Consider the following 14233-nt stretch of genomic DNA (forward strand, 5'->3'; position numbering starts at 1 on the left):
AAACCAGGCACTCACACCACTGAACTTACAACGCTCCCAAACCCTTCATGCCTAAAAAATCATCATGATCGCTTTCCAAACTGCGGAAGTTGGGTTAGACTACGGCAAACACCAAGTACGTGGCCGCCGCGATCTTAATCGTAATCGAGCAATTGGCTTCGCGACCGAGTAATATCCGCGCCTGTAGGTACGTAAGCTCTTGAATCGCCCTAGCGCCGGCGTCACTCGTGAATCTCTTCCAGAACCCTAAAACCGTTCATCTCGGTATGTCCGATCGGCTGATCGTATACACAGGTCCAAGATTTGCCCTGGTGGTATTCTACCGACATGAAATACCATCGAAACAACGTCATCTTCTTATTGAGCTCTCGCTGAAAGTAACCGCGCGACGCGCGAAAAGTCATCAAGTCTGTCAAATCGGTAGTGGTATCCATGACGTTTGCCACGGTCCGTGTCTTGACCATCTTATTGCAGCACCACTCCCCAATCATGTAAGCAAGCATGTCGCAAACGCCGTCCGGTGTTGCATTTGCCGGATGGCTTCCCACGGCGGGGGTTTCCCAGTATTCAGCCGTATACCGTTGGCCATGTTTTGCACTTGGCTTCATTGCGCCCCACGGCCACAATCGCTCTTCTGTTCCGCGCGCTGCGAATTCCCATTCCGCTTCGGTTGGCAATCGAAAATGTCGCCCAGTCTCCTTGGCCAACCAACCGCAATACAGGACCGCACCTTTCCAGGTAACACAGTTGGCCGGGGAATTCTCCGCGCCAGGTCGTGGCGCGCACTTGCCATTTTCGACAGTGATTGTCGAATTGAGAACTTCGTCAATTCCGCTCTGAGTATAGTTGTGGAAACGGTATAGATCGTCGGGTTTATATGACTTCGCGTCCGCTGAATTCAGGAAAAGACACATTTGTTTCGCGGTGATTGGGTACTTCCCTATTCGGAAGTCGCGCAATTGTATTTCTAAGGGTGCTTCATCTTCGTGGTACTCGTCATGGCGTTTATTCTTAATTGGCGTTCCCATCGTAAACGTGCCGCCGCGGATTAGCACGGTTTCCACCTCGAGCGCATCCAGTTCCGCGCCGGTGGCGGCGGCAGCCAAGACACACCCCGTGATTCCCAATAGGGCACCATTTAGAATCGAACTTTTCATAGATAATCGATGCGCCGTTATATCCGCGCCTCGTGGAGCGCGGTGACCGCCAGCAGATAGAACATATTATGGACCAGCCACGGCTCGCTGGTCCGGTACGACGGATACTCGCGGCCGCCCAGAGACAGATCGAATCCCGGGCGGTCGCTGCCTATCATGTCGCGCACAAACCCGTTCGGAATCGTGCCGGGCACCTTGCCCAGTTCCCGTCCCGGAATCTTGATATAGCGATGGTGATACCGCGGCGGGTTCACCGTGCCCACGCCTTCCATCATGCAAAGGCCATAAGGGTTCGCGCCAAGCACGAAATTGATCTGATCGAGCGCATACGCCAGCGCCCGCCGGTCCTTAATCGCGGTATGCACCTTTGCAGCCGACCACGCCCGGCACAAGTACTCGAAATTGTGCCCGTACGACGACGATGGCTCGAAATAGAATCCATCGCTGCCAAACTTCTGCCGCGAAATACCAAACGCATTGTTCGGTTCGGCAACAACGGCATCGATATGGATCTTCAGCCGCGTCTTGATTGCCGACTTCAACGAATCGCCGGGCATCTTGATCACGAAGTGCGCCAGCGCCGCCGCCGGAACGTCCCCACTTCCCGCATACCCCCCGCCAAGCAACCCCTCCGCGGGCGCATTCGCAAGAATCGTCTCGACGCTCTTGCGCGCGTGGTCGCGGAAATGTCCGTCCTTCGTAACAACGAACAAATCCACTGTGCTGATCAACAGCAGCGGGTCGCCGTCCGCCTTTGCAGCCGCATACTCCCACGCCTTGAATGCGCGCTCGAGATAATCGTTCTCGGTTTGCCGTTCCTTCAACAGCGCGCTCAACTTTGCCCACGCCCCGATCGCCAGCGGCGAATGTCCTTCGCCCTCCAACACAATCGGATCGTCCGCCGTCCCGCGCACGTTGTCCGTGTGCGCGTCCGGGGCCGCCCAATTCATCCACGTCGCGCGGTCCGGCCCCTGTTGAACATCCTTCAAAAACCCACCGTCGTCCCGCTGCAGTTTTGCGAGATACGCCGCGCCCCACTGCGCCTCTTCCATCGCATCTTCGTAATTCGCTTCATCGCGATTGAACCGCGAACAATACTCGGGGTCCGATTCCACCAGCGTCGCGAGCGCATACGTGACCCCGCCGTCGCCATACTCCCACGAAAGCTTGTTGTAGTCTCCCGCGCTGTGCCAACCACCTGTCAAATCGCGGTGCGTGCCGTCCGGTAATTTCGCATCGTCCATGTGGCACGGCTTGTGCCACCCCGGCACGTCGCCGCCGCAACGCTGAACGAAGAAGAAATCCACGCACGGTTTTGCCGTCGCATAGAAGAGCCGGCTATACGCGACGTCGAACGGGTGCGAGTGGCCCGTCAACTCTCCCAACGTAGCCTGAACCGTGTACGCGCCGGCCTGCTTCAGATCGCTGAAATCCGCGCGCCAGAAGTACCAGCCCCAGTCCGCGCCGCCGCCCCCTATCATGCGCCCTTCGTAATTCAGCCAACCTTGGTGCGCCGCCTGGCCCTTCGCGTCATTCACCGCAAACGCGTTCGCCACGCCGGACCGCGGCACAGCGTTCGTCATCACGACGCAACACTTCGGATCGTCATCGCCATACCCCGCTTGATTCGTCAACACGCGCACCACGGGCGCCTTCGGCGGTTCGCTCACGAGGTCCGCATCGTCGAATCGCACCGTGCCGTCGTACGCAATCAGCGCGACACGCACGGTCTTCGCGGAGGGCGGCGGCGACGCGGGCGGCATCGTGATGCGCTGCCAATCCGCCGCGGCCTCCTTCGGCCCGTAGTCGACGTGTATCACCTCTTGCGCCGAATCGGTCGACCAAATTAACGCAACCTGCGCCGATCCTCCCCCTTCGGATTTCACAAACGCCTCCGCACGGAACTGATCCGTCCACGCCGGCACGGGATAGTCGATCGAACTCAGCGCGCACGCGCCCCCCGCCGCAATCGAAAGAATGCTCCCCGGCTTCGCGTGTCCGGACGATGGATCGAGCGCGGCCTTTCCTACGGCTGGCGCAGGCAGCACATTCGCGGTCTCCTGGTTCCACAACGAAATGCGGTTCTTGCGATCGAGCGGCAGGGTGAAGTCCGCGTTGCCCAACACGCGCGGAGAAAACGGCAGCACGCGGAGTGACGAGAATGTTGCCGCAACATCGCCGCCGCCCACGATCCGCAGCGCCGCCGTGCGCGGATGCGGCTGAAACTGCAAGACGAGCCAGCGGGCATCCGACCCGAACAGGAGCGGTTCGGTGCTCGCTTCCTGGACCACCGCACCCGATGCGTCAATCTCGATCGCTTTCAGCCACACCCGTCCGCGCTTCGTGCTCGTTTTGCATTCGACGATATACGCCCGCGTCGGATCGATCGCGCCCGCTTCCTGGGCCCACTCCGCCGCCCCCTTGCCGGGATCGATGGACCAATCCGCGTCGAACGTCCGGCACGACAGCGGATCGTCCGCGGCCATCGCCGCGATAGCGCACACGAAAAGGAAAGCAACACACAGGATACATCGCATACGTAGCGTTACCCTTGCAGCATCCGCAACCCCAATTGGCCCCTACGCGCCGCGCAGTATAACAAAAGCGGCAGAAGATCGATTACACAATTCGCCCGCTCACGGCGCCGCATTCCCTCCTCTGACGCCCGTGCTCGTGACTTGCCCTCCGAAACCGATTAGGCGAAGGAGGATCGTGCTCCTACTCGTGCTCCTACTCGTGCTCGTGCTCGTAATCGTAATCGTAATCGATCTACTCGTTACGAAGTTCAACTCGTTACGAAGTTTCCACTTCGTAACGCACTCTTGAAAAGCTCTGCTTTGGCTCTTCGCCGTCATCAAACACCCCGGCGAACGCATGACAGCTACTCGCCGCAAAACCGTCCACCGCAGCACAGACCCCATACCACCCGCGTGCGTCCCCTCGGTCCCATATGCTCTCCCGCGTATCCCCGCAGCGCCTCAATCGATATTCACACTGCCCCCGGTCACACGCAAATCCACACGAAACCTCCCCGCGCCAATCGGACCGCTGAACTCCCGCTTATCTCCCAACACCGACCCGCTCAACCGCACCTTATTGCTGTTCACCTGCCCGTTCGTCGCAGTGACGAACAACGTCGCATCCGCCGTGTCCGGCACCAGCAACCGGATGTTGCCCTGCTCGACATTTACTTTGTAATCGCCCAACACGCCTTCATTCGCCAACACAATCGCGTCCCCGCCCGTACACGCCACGTCCAGTTCACCTTTCGGCAAGTCCACGGTCGCGCGCCCCTGCACCGCCTTGATCACCTGCTTGCCCGACACGCTCGTCGTCTCCACCGAACCCTGCTGCGTCGTCGCCGTCAACGGCCCCGCACATTCTTTCACGACGATGTCGCCTTCCTGAATCGTCACCAATACGTCGCCGGCCTCCCGATTACACTGCTCGAGCGTGACGCTGCCTTTGCCCTGTTCGACGACGATTGGGCCGCTCATGTCCGTAATCGACGTGTACCCGCTGTCCGAACTCAACCGCACAGGCGACGCGCGCGGGCACTGCACATCAAGATCGATTCGGTACCGCGTGCACCCCAGCGCCGCCATGTTGTCGCGCACCGCCGTCGTCAGCATCGCGCGGCCATCGATGAGTTCGCACCGCACGTTCAGCGCCTCGATGGCCGCCTTCGCATTCGCGTTCGACTGCATCTGCACAACGAGCCGTGCGCGTACGGTAAGCTGGGCCGATTCCGTCGGCGTAACGCGCACGTCACCAACCACCGCGTTTACCGACACTTCAGCCCCGGCCGGGATTTCGATCGATTGCTCCGTGTTCGTTACCACAAGCTCGCCGCCTTCCCGCGCGGGCGACGGCGCCTGCGGCTTGACGCCTTCCTGGTGAATCGTGATGGCATTGAAGCTCGCGTGCAGCGACACGCGCTGTTTCGAACCGACTGTCCCGCCGCGCGCAATCACCAAGTCGCCGCGTTTGGTCTGCGTGAGTTGTATCTCGGAATTGACCGCGCCGTACGCCACGCTCGCCGATATCTCCGGCGCCGCGTTTTCCGGCACGAACACTTCGATCGGCCCGCTCTCGCACGTCACATCGAGTTCCGTTTCCGCCGGCAACTCGCGCACCATCACGTTGCCCATGAAATTACTGATCTTCAGCGCGCCCGACACCCCCGCAAATTCGCTCTGCGTGCCCTGTAACTCGAACGCGCCGCCCTGCCGCAATTGATACGCCCGCAACGGAAACTCGCCCCACGCGCGCGCGCGCACCGCGCCGCCGATATTGCGCAAATCCACCGCGCCAAACTGCGAATCGATGTCCACCGCGCCCGTCACGCCATCGATTTCCGTGTCGCCCCATTCGTTCTTGCACATCACGCTCGCGCCCGCCGGCACCGTGATCTCGTAGTCGAGCTTGATTGCCGTCTTTCCCGCGTCGCTCGGACCGGGCTGCTCCACCGCGATACCGACCAACTCCGGCGAAGGGGAGATACTAATCTTTAGATCGTCGGCAAGTTGCTGCGCCGTCTCCGCTTTTTCCGCCCCCACGGTCGCGGTGATGTGAACCCGCACGACCGGATTGTCCCACGTCATGACGCGCACAAGCCCCTCGCCCACGTCGCGCGTAATGGATACGGTGCACGTCGGCCGCACAGGATAACTCTCTTCGAACTCGCGCGTGTACGGCGTCAACCCGTCCCACGGCGATTTACCCGCGTCGCCGATATGCCCAAACCGTGGAGCGAGCAGGTCCTCCGTCTTTTCGCCTAGGACCGTCAGCCAGCGCGTGACCGTATCGAAAACGGTGGAGGGCGCGGACTCCTTCGGCGATGATTGTGCGAATGCGCCTGAAGATAACATCACGTTCAAGACGCCAGCGACAACGAACAGCGAATAATGACCGCGAAAGAACCTACCGCTGCTCCCCGCACGTTCCGCTTCGTGCTCACGCTCGTGCTCGTGCTCGTGCTCGTAATCGTAATCGATCTGTCGATTGACCTTCAGATCATCTCCGAAATGACGTCGTCCCGAATACTTTGCAGCGTCGTCAGTATGCATTCGTATTCCGAATGATGGACAACGATTCCGATCGCGATGGAATTGCAGGAAATGGATAAGAGGGGAAAACAGGGCGTGCAAAGCAGGGCCGAATACCGCTTCGGCTTTCGTAACCAACAGCCGCACGCGCCCTACAGGCTGCGCTCCACGTAGAGCGATTTCAGCGCGGTCGCCTGACGCTTCAGATTGGAATCGATTACGCGGTTCGCGCGCTCGTTCGCGGGGTTCACTTTCAATTCCGCCCGCGCCGCCGTCAATGCCGCGTCAATCGCCAGCACCTCGCGCGCCTGGTGCCACGTCTTGTACGTCGGCCGCGCGTCCGTCCGCGAACCAACCGCCGCCGCAAACGTCTCGATCTGCGCGCTCGTACGACGCATGTCCTCCGGCGACGTCGTCGACGGTATCGTGCGCGACGCCGACGCCGCCCGCGAAAGCCCGCTCACGCCGGACGAACTCAATCCCGCCTGAAACACAACCGCTGACACCACAGCGACCCCCGCCGCGTACGCGAGTCCCTTCAACACCAACATCGGCGTGCCACCCCGCGCGCGCCGCGTCGCTTTGCGCTCCGTGCGCGCCGCAATCAATATCCGAGAAACGGAATCCTCCGTCGGATCGAGCGTGTTCGCCGACTTCGCAAACTCGATCGAACTGCGAATCGCCGCAACTTCCCGCGCGCACACAGGACACGAAGTGATGTGCCGCGCCGTCGCCGCGCTGATTCCGCGCCCGTCTACCAACCCTTCCGCATAGGCCAGCAGTTCAGGCTTTGATGGATGGCCCAACATGCCATGTCTCCCAGAAGCGATTAAACGTAGTCCCTAAACCGGGCCAACAGCGGCCGCAGCGCGCGCTCCGCCCGGACTACCCGCGACTTCACCGTGCCCACCGGCGAGTCGGTAATGATCGCAATCTCCTCGTACGACAGGTCCTGGAACCGCCGCAACACGAACGCCTCGCGCTGGTGCTCCGGCAACTCCCGCAACGCCGTGTTCACCGCCTCGGAAATCTCGCCGCGCTGAAACGCCGCCAACACGTCCGCGTTCTCGTCGCCGACATGCTCCATCGGGTCGTATTCGTCCTCCGGCCCCTTGCGCCAACTCCAGGCCGCCGACAAACTCAAGAACCGCGGGCGCCGCTTCCGCCGCACCCATTCCTTCGACACGATGTTCGACGCAATCGTGTACAAATACGTCGTAAACTTCGCGCGCGGCTCGTAACGCTGTGCGTTGCGCACCAGCGCCATGAACACTTCCTGAGTCAACTCCTCCGCAATCTGACGGTTCTGCACCATGCGAAAGATGTAGTTCAACACGTTCTTGTTGTGACGCCGGCAGAGTTCGGCGAAGGCCTCCTCGGACCCCTCGGCGTGATCGATCATCAACGCCTCGTCCGAACGCTCTTTGAGCGGCAACCCTTCGCGGCCAAGCACCCGAAGCCGGGCTGCCTGCGCGCTGTGGAATTGGACTATCCCCTGCCCTTCCACCATATTCCCTCCACCCTGACGCGTCACCTCGTCAGTATGCATCTATCTATCCTCACCACCACGCCAAAGTTGCATCCGTTGCTCGACTTACCCGAACACAATGGGCGGCCCGACCCACACTCCAAACCACCAGTATACCACCACCGGCCTTCCAGAACTACCGCGTTCAGGATATCAGCGCAAAGACGTCCCTGCGGAACCGCGTACCCGAAACCAAAAAACTCAAAAGATTCTTGACGTAAACCTTTATAGAGCAAGCTGTTCACGATATACTCGGCAGACCAGACTTCCGTCTGATGCGAAGCCCGAGATACGAATCCCGATTTCCGATGTGTTGAATCCTGAGCCCTGAACTCCTTTGACCCAGTCGGTTGGGACCAGCGATACCCGATACCCGATACCCGTGTCCCGCCTACTTCGTAAACGCCTTCGGACTCCGCACGTGCGCCACTGCCTCGTCGTACGAAACGACCCCCTCCATGTACAGCTTCTTGATCGCCTTGTCCATGGTCACCATGCCTTCCTTAGTATTCGTTTCCATGATGCTGTACACCTGATGCGTCTTCCCCTCGCGGATCAGGTTCGCCACCGCTGTGTTGTTGATCAGCAACTCCGCCGCCAGCACGCGCCCCTTCCCGTCCTTCTTCGGCAACAGCCGCTGCGAAATGATCCCCAGCAACGTCATCGACAACATGAACCGGATTTGCTGCTGCTGCTCCGCCGGGAACACGTCAATCATACGGTCCACCGACTGGATCGCGTCGTTTGTGTGCAACGTCGCCATCACCAGGTGGCCTGTCTCCGCCGCGCGCAGACACGCCTGAATCGTCTCCAAATCGCGCATTTCGCCAATCTGTATCACGTCCGGGTTCTGCCGCAGGATGTACCGCAGCGCGTGGATGAACCCGTGCGTGTCGTCGCCCACCTCGCGCTGGTCCACTATCGACTTCTTGTGCGAATGCACAAATTCTATCGGGTCTTCAATGGTAATCACGTGGCACTCGCGGGTGTCGTTGATGCGGTCAATGATTGCCGCCTGCGTGGTCGTCTTCCCGTGGCCGGTCGGGCCCGTCACCAGTAGCAGCCCCTGCTTCGCGTCTGGAAACTTGTCCACCGCGTCCGGCAACCCCAACGTATCCAAGTCCGGAATCTCATCCGGAATCGGACGCAGCGCCGCCGCAATCGCCTGCTTCTGCAAATACACATTCACGCGGTAACGGTGCTTGCGCCCCACCGCGAGCGAAAAATCGAGTTCCTTCTCGGTCTCGAACGTCTTCTTCTGATCGGCCGTCAACACGGAATAAATCAACTTCTTCGCCGCCTCGGGCGTCAGCGCGTCGTACCGCGTGCGGTACAGCCGACCATTCACGCGCAACGCCGGCGGCGCCCCAGCGCTGATGATGAGGTCTGACGCGCCTTCTTTTTGGACCAACTCGAAGAGGTCTTTGAATTCCATGGGTTATCCCTTGACAATTGATGCCCGTATTCTTAATTCACTCGTCTATCATAACCCACATCTGCGGCTTATGCAATGTAAATAATCAATTAAATCTGTGTTGATTATCGCCATATTATGGCTGAACGACTACTTAATGTAGACAACCTCTTCTTCCAGCTCGATCCCGAAACGCTCGAGCACGGCCGCCTTCGCCAACGCAATCAAATCCAAAATGTCCGCGCTCGTCGCGTTGTCCTCATTCATAATAAAGTTCGCGTGTTTGTCGCTGATGACCGCCCCGCCCCGGCGCGCCCCCATCAGTCCTGCCTCCTGAATCAGCTTGCCCGAATGCTTCCCTGGCGGGTTCTTGAACACGCTCCCGCAGCACTTCCCCTGCGGTTGCGTCCGCAGTCGCCGCTCAATGTAATGATCGTAAATCGGGCGCTGTGGCTCGTCCGTCCTCGCAAACTTGAAGTGCCCCTGCAAGATCAGCGAACCGCGCGGACAAAACGTCTGCCCCCGGTAGCTGTACAGCGACTCGTTCATCGGGATGCGCTTGCGCCCCTCCGGCCCAATCACGTCGACGGATTCCATCAACATGCACGTCGACCCGTTCACCGTCCCCGCGTTCATATAGATCGCCCCGCCGACCGTCCCCGGAATCCCCGTCAACCCGCCGACGAGATCGTAGTTGTTCGCCAGCATGATCTCGCGCACAACATGATTCAGATCGACCCCCGACTCGATCCGGTACCGGTCATCCCCCAACGATTCGAGCCCGTTCAGCTCGCTCATCACGATGACAATGCCGTCGTACCCGGCGTCGTCAATCAATACGTTCGAGCCGCCGCCCAGCACCGTCTTCTTCCCCGGTTGCCGAGCGACCCACTCGTACGCCTGCACCGCCTCATCAACCGTCCGCGGAATCAACGCCAACCGCGCCGGCCCCCCAACCCCATATATCGTCAACGGCGCCAGCGGATAATTCTCCACCGCAAATTCAAAAGGAAGATCGTTACTCATGCGCGAGAGAATACAAAGCTCGACGTGCGCTTACCACTTTCCACTCTGGGCAGATCGGTGGACAACTCAGCGACGAAGTGAGGCGGTTGCAGGGAGCAGCCAAAAACCAGTAGTCCCGACCACCCGGATCGTCATGTCCCCGCGGAACCCGAGTCGGCCCCCGCTGAACTCCATTCCCGATAGACCCGGCAGACCCGATAGACCCGGCAGAACCGATCCCCGCTTCTCTGCGGAACCCGGAACCCGGTACCCGGTACCCGATGCCCCACCCCTATCCCCTCACAAATCCCACAATCTGTTCCGCGCGCTGTAAATGCGTATGCTCGCTCAATACCCGTTTGCGCGCCGCGCGCCCCATCGCTTTCCGCTTCCGCGCGTTTTGCAGCAGCTTACGATACGTCCGCGTCGCATCATCGGCCGATTCCACGATGACAATCTCCTTCCCCACCTCAAACCATTCCTCGATCCCTTCATGCGGATTCGACACAACGCAGCATCCCATCGCGGCGAGTTCAAACAGGCGTAGCGTTGAAGATCCATATACGCTTGCGTGCGCCGTCCTCGAAATATTCAGGTTAATCTTTGCGCGCGCGCAGGCTTGACGAAGCCCATTGAACGGTACATTGCCCACGTATCGCAATGCCACCGGCGTCGGCGGAAACCCCTTCCCGCCCAGCGCAAACACCTTGTCCTCCATCTCCTGGCACGGCGTCACCAGCATGTCCTCGAACCACTCCTCGCGATACTCCACGCCGTAGCCATAAAAGAAAACGTCAAACTCCTCCTTCGCCGTCATCGGCGCGTACAACTCCGGGTCCACGCCCCAATGCACCGTCTCGACCCGCCGCGCGCCCATCGCTGCCAACTCCTCCGCGCCTGCCGTCGAGTTGCACATGAACCCGTCGTACTCGGAAAGGTCCGCGCCGTCATACCCGCGAAACCCCGACGCAAACCCGCCGTACCGCGGCAGACTCGCCGGCACGTCCCCATCGAAAAAGTAAAACGGCACGCCGCACTTCTTCCCCAGCCGCGCCGGCAGCCCCGTAAAATGGTTTAGCGGGACCGAAAACACGATCACCGCATCCACGTCGCGCTCCGCTTCGAGTATCTTCGCCAGATGCGCCTCCCACCGCGGCCGCACCCACGACTCGATCAGTCTTCTATTGATCGCGCCACTCACGCCCCCGCGTATCGACGACCCGCCACCACGCCCAACCTTCGATCGTCCCGGCCCCTTGATGCCGCCGGCGATCTGCCCGCCAAATCCCGAAGCCCCAACGGCTATCGCACTCTTTCCCGCACCCGCACCTGCCTTCCCGCTCTTTCCCGCAACCCTGACTGTAAGTCGTCTCCCGCTCGCGCCCCCGCTCCTATCGCTTGCCCCAGCCCTCTCGTCCATCCTGTCCAATACGTCCATAGCGCGCGGATCGCCGTCCAGGTCTTCTTCGTCCCATAGCTCCCTTTCGTCCCTTAGGTCCGTTCGGTCTCTTAGGTCTCTTTCCGCCCAACGCCGCAGGTCAGCCGCCCCACCCCCGAACAGTTTCTTCAGCGCCCCAAAAGCCCGCCCCTCCGCCTGACACGGGTTCGCATAACACCGCCACCACGGCGTACCAAACGCCGCCCCCGCGTACGGAATCGCCACGACCTCATGCCCCAGCTCGTGCAACCCCTTCAAAAACTGCCACCACGCCGGAGTACACCCATAATTCAACTGCACGTCCAACGCGCTCACCACACAAACAATCTTCATGCGCGGATTCTAGCAAACCCGGCAACACCGACCCGACTTCGCATAAAGGTGCGCGGGCGTCCCGCCCGAGATGGCACCGCGTGAATCATCTTGCTCCACCGTCATCGTTGTGACACGATGGCCGCGGGAATCACTATGCCTCGCTCATCTGGCCGCGCATCGCTCACCACCGTCGCAATCGTAAGCGCGACCATGCTCGCGCTCGCAATCGTTGCATGGCTTGCCGTTCGCAACGCGCTGCAATACCGCGCCACGTACAACGGCGGCCTCACCTTTGTCGGTAGTGCCGACGGCGTCGATGTCCGCTACGTTCGCCTGTTCGTCTGGAAACCTCCCGGCTACGCCGACCCGCTGCCCCACATGTCCCTATACATTGACGGCACGCCCTACCCCGTCGATACCCTCACGCCCGACACCTTTCAAAAACTTGGCGGAACCAGGGACGAAGGCGGGCTTTGGGACACCGCCGGCAACGTCCTCCAATACCGGTTCGAGAACGACCGACTCACCTGGCTTTCCATCGTCCCGACCAGTCGCGCCCCCGAACCCGTCCCAACTCCCAACCTCCGAACCAACATCCGCACTGGCGCCTTCCAAATCTCCGTCAACGGCGGCGCCCCATTTACCCTGCCAGTAAGCGGCCAACAACTCCGCGAGACATCGGGACCCCCAACGTCCGTCACGCGCAACATCGCCAACTGAGAATTGCCAATCTCAAGACCACCCGTGTCCGCCACGCAATTCGATTCCCTTCGCAACTCCTCACGTTCACACCTTCATACCCACTTCGCTCATAACCTGCATCCATCGCATTATCTGTCACGCAAACAGGGGTCGTTTCGCAGCCCATTCTTCCGTATCGTCCACGTGGTCCGCAGTCGGACGAGTGCAACGCCGTGGGCTAAGAAGAGAGCGAGATAGCGTCTCGCGAAATGGCGAGCACGCCGTACGCCCAGTTGCGTACGTGCGTGGCCCCCACGCGCTCCTCGTCTGGCAACGCTGTGTATGGGTGAGAATCCGTGGCGAAGCCTACTCTTCTTTCAGAGCGCTGACTCGTCTATACGCCTGAATTCGTACACCCCCTCCCCCTTGAATCGTCAAAAAAGGTATGGGGGGTAGGACCTTGGTTGACGACAGCGCTACCCGTGACCACAAACGCCGCTACGCACGATCCGGGCTCGAACTACCTTCACGCAAGAAGGACTCAACTGGTGTAAAGCAGGTCGTACCGGTACCGTTTCGTATTGCGAAGTCACGTAACAACGGACTGGTTCGGCCTATCATCCATAGCCTTGACAACGGAGGATGCAACGCGGTGGGCTAAGAAGTAGACAACAATCAGGCAGGCGGAAAGCTGAGCGGGGCCGACTTCGCGCGCTCGATATCCGTGCGTTTCATCCGCGCCGTGGATGAGATGCTAGAACGACATCGCGAATCGCCAACCCTCACGCCTCCTATTTTGCGGAGTTGCGATTGCCGGATCCGAATCCCCCGCGTCCGGCGGTTTTGGAGGAATCGTGAATTCGTTTCTTGAGCACTTTGCGCAACGGAAGCTGCGCGCGTTTCTTACCGGCGGCGGACTTCCACGCTCGGACTATACGCATCGCTTTGGGTTCATTGAGTCGCTCTGCGCGTATTTGGCCGCCCGCAGCGGAAGACACGGACGACTTCATGCCCGCTAAGTCGATTGCCGTCGCTGCATCGATAGAATCGCGGAGCGCTTTTCGCACGGCCTTCCCCGCAGGCAGGTGCGCTACTTTTTTGTTGAGCCTCGCTTTCACGCGCCGCACGTCGATAAGTACTTTGGGGTCCTTAACTTTCATCGGACAATACCTCCAGCGGAGTGCAGATGCGCAACGGCTTATTGTAACCCTCGGCGAGATTCGTCGCGTTGACTTTCGTTTCTCTATTCACATTCGCGAGATGTCGGAAATTCCAACTGAGCAATACGTCCATCCCGAAAACCGTCGCTACGGCGATGTGCAACGCGTCGCGAACTTCTCCTTTCGGCAAAACCTTCTTCGTCAAGTATACCTGCGCGAGTCGCGCAATTTCGTCCTGGCTGTCCGCGGTGTGCAACACGTCGACTCCATACTCGACTATCGCCCGCACTAACGCGTCGCGCCTGAACACGTTCGGGGTTGCCGCGATTTCTTCCAGAACGACGCTCGAAACATGCGCAGTGTGAACGCGCCTAGAAACATAGCCGTCGAAGAACTCGCGTGTCGCCGTACAGTAATGCGGCACGTCTTCCGCAAAGAGGAAGTTGAGGATCGATGTATCGAGGTAGATACGAAGCGATTTCATTAT

Annotated in this window: 12 protein-coding genes; 2 read left to right on the forward strand and 10 right to left on the reverse strand. The window is 59.9% G+C overall.

Features of this window, described 5'->3' with window-relative positions; all coding sequences use genetic code 11:
* Positions 1–221: 221 nt before the first annotated feature.
* The 3 genes from HUU46_22300 to HUU46_22310 all read right to left on the reverse strand — a co-directional run bounded on the left by HUU46_22300 (position 222) and on the right by HUU46_22310 (position 6031).
* A complete protein-coding gene (locus HUU46_22300; GenBank protein NUM56378.1) occupies positions 222–1106 on the reverse strand; it encodes an SUMF1/EgtB/PvdO family nonheme iron enzyme in 885 nt (294 codons plus the stop codon).
* A gap of 68 nt (positions 1107–1174) precedes the next feature.
* Positions 1175–3694 (reverse strand): glycoside hydrolase family 9 protein, encoded by a 2520-nt coding sequence (locus HUU46_22305; GenBank protein NUM56379.1) that lies wholly within the window; start codon positions 3692–3694, stop codon positions 1175–1177.
* Between the two features lie 441 nt (positions 3695–4135).
* Positions 4136–6031, reverse strand: coding sequence for a DUF4097 family beta strand repeat protein (locus tag HUU46_22310; GenBank protein ID NUM56380.1), 1896 nt, complete (start codon positions 6029–6031; stop codon positions 4136–4138).
* Positions 6032–6064: 33 nt separating this feature from the next.
* Between HUU46_22310 and HUU46_22315 the strand changes: the two genes are divergently transcribed.
* Positions 6065–6241: a hypothetical protein gene (locus HUU46_22315; GenBank protein NUM56381.1), complete on the forward strand. Its 177-nt coding sequence runs from the start codon at positions 6065–6067 to the stop codon at positions 6239–6241.
* Between the two features lie 116 nt (positions 6242–6357).
* Here HUU46_22315 and HUU46_22320 read toward each other — a convergent pair whose 3' ends face one another.
* The 5 genes from HUU46_22320 to HUU46_22340 all read right to left on the reverse strand — a co-directional run bounded on the left by HUU46_22320 (position 6358) and on the right by HUU46_22340 (position 11923).
* The gene (locus HUU46_22320; GenBank protein NUM56382.1) at positions 6358–7014 is read right to left on the reverse strand and encodes a hypothetical protein; all 657 of its coding nucleotides are present in this window, start codon (positions 7012–7014) and stop codon (positions 6358–6360) included.
* A gap of 20 nt (positions 7015–7034) precedes the next feature.
* On the reverse strand, positions 7035–7754 hold the full coding sequence (locus HUU46_22325; protein ID NUM56383.1) for a sigma-70 family RNA polymerase sigma factor: 720 nt from the start codon (positions 7752–7754) through the stop codon (positions 7035–7037).
* 370 nt (positions 7755–8124) lie between these two features.
* A complete protein-coding gene (locus HUU46_22330; GenBank protein NUM56384.1) occupies positions 8125–9168 on the reverse strand; it encodes a type IV pilus twitching motility protein PilT in 1044 nt (347 codons plus the stop codon).
* A gap of 129 nt (positions 9169–9297) precedes the next feature.
* Complete coding sequence (gene murB, locus HUU46_22335) at positions 9298–10173, reverse strand: UDP-N-acetylmuramate dehydrogenase (GenBank protein ID NUM56385.1); 876 nt, start codon at positions 10171–10173, stop codon at positions 9298–9300.
* Positions 10174–10444: 271 nt separating this feature from the next.
* Positions 10445–11923 carry a glycosyltransferase gene (locus HUU46_22340; GenBank protein NUM56386.1) on the reverse strand — a complete coding sequence of 493 codons (1479 nt, stop codon included), beginning with the start codon at positions 11921–11923 and terminating at the stop codon, positions 10445–10447.
* Positions 11924–12058: 135 nt separating this feature from the next.
* On the opposite strand from HUU46_22340, the gene HUU46_22345 reads away from it, so the two are divergent.
* Entirely contained in the window at positions 12059–12625 is a 567-nt protein-coding gene (locus tag HUU46_22345) for a hypothetical protein (GenBank protein NUM56387.1), read from the forward strand.
* Positions 12626–13377: 752 nt separating this feature from the next.
* Here the strand turns inward: HUU46_22345 and HUU46_22350 are convergent.
* Together HUU46_22350 and HUU46_22355 are read right to left on the reverse strand one after the other, a co-directional pair.
* Positions 13378–13746, reverse strand: a complete 369-nt coding sequence (locus HUU46_22350) for a hypothetical protein (protein ID NUM56388.1) — start codon at positions 13744–13746, stop codon at positions 13378–13380.
* Complete coding sequence (locus tag HUU46_22355) at positions 13736–14230, reverse strand: hypothetical protein (GenBank protein ID NUM56389.1); 495 nt, start codon at positions 14228–14230, stop codon at positions 13736–13738. The genes HUU46_22350 and HUU46_22355 overlap by 11 nt, the downstream gene beginning before the upstream one ends.
* Between the last annotated feature and the right edge of the window lie 3 nt (positions 14231–14233).

Source organism: Candidatus Hydrogenedentota bacterium, from assembly GCA_013359265.1.
In the GTDB taxonomy this organism is placed as follows: domain Bacteria; phylum Hydrogenedentota; class Hydrogenedentia; order Hydrogenedentales; family SLHB01; genus JABWCD01.

Coding starts and splice junctions, on each gene's coding strand:
- HUU46_22320 (NUM56382.1), bottom strand. CDS start 7,014: ATGTTGGGCCATCCATCAAAGCCTGAACTGCTGGCCTATGCGGAAGGG.
- HUU46_22325 (NUM56383.1), bottom strand. CDS start 7,754: ATGCATACTGACGAGGTGACGCGTCAGGGTGGAGGGAATATGGTGGAA.
- HUU46_22305 (NUM56379.1), bottom strand. CDS start 3,694: ATGCGATGTATCCTGTGTGTTGCTTTCCTTTTCGTGTGCGCTATCGCG.
- HUU46_22330 (NUM56384.1), bottom strand. CDS start 9,168: ATGGAATTCAAAGACCTCTTCGAGTTGGTCCAAAAAGAAGGCGCGTCA.
- murB (NUM56385.1), bottom strand. CDS start 10,173: ATGAGTAACGATCTTCCTTTTGAATTTGCGGTGGAGAATTATCCGCTG.
- HUU46_22340 (NUM56386.1), bottom strand. CDS start 11,923: ATGAAGATTGTTTGTGTGGTGAGCGCGTTGGACGTGCAGTTGAATTAT.
- HUU46_22355 (NUM56389.1), bottom strand. CDS start 14,230: ATGAAATCGCTTCGTATCTACCTCGATACATCGATCCTCAACTTCCTC.
- HUU46_22350 (NUM56388.1), bottom strand. CDS start 13,746: ATGAAAGTTAAGGACCCCAAAGTACTTATCGACGTGCGGCGCGTGAAA.
- HUU46_22315 (NUM56381.1), top strand. CDS start 6,065: ATGACCGCGAAAGAACCTACCGCTGCTCCCCGCACGTTCCGCTTCGTG.
- HUU46_22345 (NUM56387.1), top strand. CDS start 12,059: ATGCCTCGCTCATCTGGCCGCGCATCGCTCACCACCGTCGCAATCGTA.